Here is a 573-nt window from a genome sequence, read left to right as displayed (position 1 = left end):
AGCGTGGACTTGCCCGCGCCGTTGACGCCCAGCAGACCAATGCGCTGCCCACTCTGCAGCGAGAAATCGATGCCATGCACGATGATCTTGTCTTCATCGGGCGCACCATTCTTGCCCTCGATGTGATAACCCGCGTTGACCTTTTCCATGACCAACAGCGGATTTGGTGCCGACAGCGGCTCGCGGAATTCGAAGGAGAATTCGGCGGCCGCCCGCAGCGGCGCCAGTTCTTCCATCTTGGACAGCGCCTTCATGCGGCTCTGGGCCTGGCGTGCCTTGGTCGCCTTGGCCTTGAAGCGGTCGATGAAGGATTGCAGGTGCGCACGCTGGCGCTGCTGCTTCTCGATCATTCCCGCCATCAGCTCCAGCTGGGCCGAGCGCTGGCGCTCGAAGCTGCTGTAGTTGCCGGAATAACGCTTCAGTTTGCGGTCGTCGATATGAACGATCACGTTCACTACGCCATCCAGGAAATCGCGGTCGTGGGAAATGATGAGCAGGGTGCCCGCGTAGCGCTTCAACCAGTCTTCCAGCCAGATGATGGCATCCAGGTCCAGGTGGTTGGTCGGTTCGTCC

At 60.4% G+C, this 573-nt stretch carries 1 protein-coding gene; it reads right to left on the bottom strand.

Translation table 11 applies throughout. The features are described from left to right. The coding region (locus B3873_RS20285; protein WP_286868618.1) for an ATP-binding cassette domain-containing protein at positions 1 to 573 on the bottom strand (573 nt) is incomplete at both ends.

Origin of the sequence: Herbaspirillum sp. UBA812 (assembly GCF_002296545.1) — a bacterium.
In the GTDB taxonomy this organism is placed as follows: domain Bacteria; phylum Pseudomonadota; class Gammaproteobacteria; order Burkholderiales; family Burkholderiaceae_D; genus Herbaspirillum; species Herbaspirillum huttiense.
Note: the sequence above shows the minus strand (reverse complement) of the source record. Positions and strands in the feature narration are given on the sequence as shown.